Annotated in this window: 4 protein-coding genes and 1 pseudogene; 3 read left to right on the top strand and 2 right to left on the bottom strand. The window is 35.4% G+C overall.

Translation table 11 applies throughout. The features are described 5' to 3' along the window. The 3 genes and pseudogenes from F6K54_RS42315 to F6K54_RS42305 form a co-directional block, all read left to right on the top strand. A pseudogene (locus tag F6K54_RS42315) lies at window positions 1-272 on the top strand (RNA-guided endonuclease TnpB family protein); the annotation flags it as partial. Between the two features lie 22 nt (window positions 273-294). Then, window positions 295-573 (top strand): transposase, encoded by a 279-nt coding sequence (locus F6K54_RS42310; RefSeq protein ID WP_293090473.1) that lies wholly within the window; start codon window positions 295-297, stop codon window positions 571-573. Beyond that, window positions 563-844, top strand: a complete 282-nt coding sequence (locus tag F6K54_RS42305; protein WP_293090472.1) for an IS200/IS605 family accessory protein TnpB-related protein — start codon at window positions 563-565, stop codon at window positions 842-844. The genes F6K54_RS42310 and F6K54_RS42305 overlap by 11 nt, the downstream gene beginning before the upstream one ends. Window positions 845-1,593: 749 nt before the next feature. Here the strand turns inward: F6K54_RS42305 and F6K54_RS42300 are convergent. Both F6K54_RS42300 and F6K54_RS42295 read right to left on the bottom strand, forming a co-directional pair. Continuing rightward, complete coding sequence (locus F6K54_RS42300) at window positions 1,594-2,172, bottom strand: hypothetical protein (RefSeq protein WP_293090471.1); 579 nt, start codon at window positions 2,170-2,172, stop codon at window positions 1,594-1,596. Between the two features lie 156 nt (window positions 2,173-2,328). Beyond that, the gene (locus tag F6K54_RS42295; RefSeq protein WP_293090470.1) at window positions 2,329-2,568 is read right to left on the bottom strand and encodes a hypothetical protein; all 240 of its coding nucleotides are present in this window, start codon (window positions 2,566-2,568) and stop codon (window positions 2,329-2,331) included. Between the last annotated feature and the right edge of the window lie 633 nt (window positions 2,569-3,201).

Genomic DNA, 3,201 nt, shown 5'->3' with positions numbered 1-3,201 from the left:
AGCAGGTTTTGATTATTTTAGATAAAAATTGGCAAAATTTTTTTCAAGCTATAAGAGCTTATAATGAATGTCCAAGTAAGTTTAAAAGCCGCCCTAAACTGCCAAAATATAAACATAAAAAGAAAGGGAGGAATATTTTATTTTATACAAAACAGGCGATTAGTAAGCCTCAATTAGTCAAAAATAAAAAGATATTACTATCAAAAAGTGAGCTATTTTTTGACAGTAAAATAAATTATGATTCTCGGCCAACTTGTGAGAATTATTCCTAAGCTTAATTACTATGTGATAGAAGTGGTTTACGAATCCGTTGAAGTGAAATTAGATTTGTATGAATATAATGTAGCTTCTGTAGATTTGGGAGTGAATAATTTGGCGACTGTAACATCAAATAAAAAAGGTTTTCAACCCTTGATTATTAACGGCAGACCAGTCAAATCAATTAATCAATTCTATAATAAGAAAAAGGGTAAACTACAGTCAGAATTAAAGTCGGCTAAAAGTAGTAATCGAATCAAAAGATTATCGACAAAAAGAAATTTAAAGATTGATGATTATCTGCATGCATACTAGCAGATATATTATTAATCATCTGATAGAGTGGGAGATAGGAACTTTAGTAATAGGAAATAATCCTAACTGGAAACAAGACATAAATCTTGGCAAAAAAAACAATCAAAATTTTGTTCAAATTCCTTTTTTTAAGTTAATTGAACAACTAAAATACAAAGCCAAATTAGTAGGAATCAAAGTAATAATTAATGAAGAGAGTTATACTTCAATTGCTAGTTTTTTAGACTGGGACGACTTACCAATTTATGAAAAAGGTGTGAAACACAGATAAGCGTGGTAAACGAGTGAAAAGAGGACTTTATAAAGCTTCAAATGGTATTAAATACAATGCTGATGTCAATGGAAGTTTAAACACCGATACGAAAAGCAGTCCCAAACGCTTTTAGCAATGGGATAGAGGGTGTTGTAGTTCACCCCGTTAAGGTAACACTTAATTAAAACACTTGTCTAGGAATATTTTTCTATAGATTTAGTAACTATAGCAACCCACATTCCACACTTCAATTTGTATCATTAAAACCCACATTCCCCACGTCAATTTGTAACATTAAAAGTAGTATACAATTTCTATCATTATTTCTTACTTTTGACTTTTGACTTTTGACTTTTGACTTTTGACTTCTTAATTTCTTATTTTCGACTTTTGACTTCTTGCTTTTGACTTTTGACTTCTTAATTTCTTACTTTTGACTTTTGACTTCTTAAACCAGGGTCGTAGAACTAAGAATCCTCCGTGCTATGCCTAACGGCAGGCTACGCCAACAGCCGGAGGAGTGTCAACAAAAACTATCGCAAATATTGAGTCAGTTAAATTTTGCGCATAGTATGGGAATTTATATTTTCTTTTACGGGTTTAATTCCCCACCGTTTAAACGGTGCTGAAAATTGTTTGGAGTTATCAGACACAAAGTAGCCGGTCGTTGAATATCCATAAAGTAATTTTCCTTTATGCCTTTCGGTCCAGAATGCTGCGCAAACAGCTCCCGCTATCTTCTTCAAGAGTTAATTTGCATCAGAAACTTAGTCATCAACAATATTAGCCCAATCAGGAAAAGAAGGAGGAAAGAAACTAACATCATAGCCCGACTCTTCCCACTCATGAACCCACAATGGCACAACTCCTACTCCTGTTTGAGGAGTTCTAGAGAAGACTCTTTCCCCACATTCAACAATGTGAAATATCTGCTTGAGGGTATCTCCTAAATTAAGGGCTAAACTTAATAATTCATCCAATTCCGGACTAACCCGCTTCACCCTTGGTTTGTCCTCCTCAACCCATAAAAGTTTTAGGGACTTAAGGGACCTTGGACTTAGTTGACTTCGATAGTAAACCCGCTTAAGTTGGGCCACAGGCTCGAGACTTCTTTCTACCCGGCGAATTTGTTGTAACCGGAGATAGTGCCACTCTGCCAAGTGTTTTCGGTCTTCAGGAGGTATTTGCCCTTTTTTGGATGAGTGCTGAAAAGCGTATCTTGCACAGCTACATCCAAGATTAGCTAACAGATGGATTAATTCTCTCTCTTTAGGAGTTGCTTGTCTTCTTTCTGCAGTTCTTGTAATAATCCTTTTTCTTCGTGTAGTAGTCGTTGTGTCCATCATTTTTCGATAATATTAATCAGAACATAATACAAGGATAATAGAGGGTAGAACCGTAATTAGTAGCATAAAGTTCTACCCATATGTGAATACCTAGTCTAATTTGTCTTTACTGTCTCAAGGAAGTTATTTCGGCCTTACTTAATAGTTTATTCTCATTTATTCATCTGTCTTTATGTTTTCTTCATTCCCATCTTCATCACGGCCTTCATAACTAACTATCTTACTCTCTTCGATGCTAGTCTCATTAGACGACCTTAAACTCAAGGCTGTGGCCTTTGGTACTTGGCAAAATGTCAAGCCTGCGGAGGCTATTAACCCAAAAATGATAATATTCTGTTTCATAGTAGTAGATGAACCCTGTTTAGTTGTTTTAGATAGACTCGCGATATTCTGCAACCTTGAAAAAGTGGGTTGTTGCAAAAGACCTCTTGTCTTCCGATGAACCAGTCTGCAATTATAAAAGAAGCATAGGCACGACCTGATGGATCACAAAAGCCGGAAGTGAGGTGTTAGTAGTCTTATTACTATTTTCTCCCCAATCCTGCTATTTGGGATGTGGAGACTAAGCCATTAGGGAGTTAAACCATCAGGTAATTAGTCCATCTAGGAGTTATCCATCAGGGGCATCTACTTTATTTCATTTAACTATCAGGGTGTATCTCCATCTGCAGTTCTGAACTAGCTGTTTATTGTCCAAATAAACAGCTTTTTTTCATTATTTTCTAGGAGAGGAAAACGGAATTAGGGAAAAATATAGAACTAAAGTCCCAAACTTTGAATCCGAGCTTTTTAACTTCTAGAACAAATATTAGGGTCAAATCTTCTCAGCTTTAGTCAACCTTAAAAAAAGCTTATGGCCTTTAATTTTTATTGGGTTTCAACTTACCTTTTACTTTGCTAATTAGGGTTTGCTGATTAAATATCGCGCTTATTGACTGATATTGGTTTGAGTAATTTTAGGTCTGGAAAAAGTGCGAGGTTTTAGGTGGTAATGGTTCAAAAATTCAGGATTTTGCTCAAGAGTTGGGC

The organism is Okeania sp. SIO3B5 (genome assembly GCF_010692555.1).
GTDB lineage: Bacteria > Cyanobacteriota > Cyanobacteriia > Cyanobacteriales > Microcoleaceae > Okeania.
The sequence above is the reverse complement of the archived record's forward strand: the minus strand, read 5'-3'. Positions and strand labels throughout refer to the sequence as shown.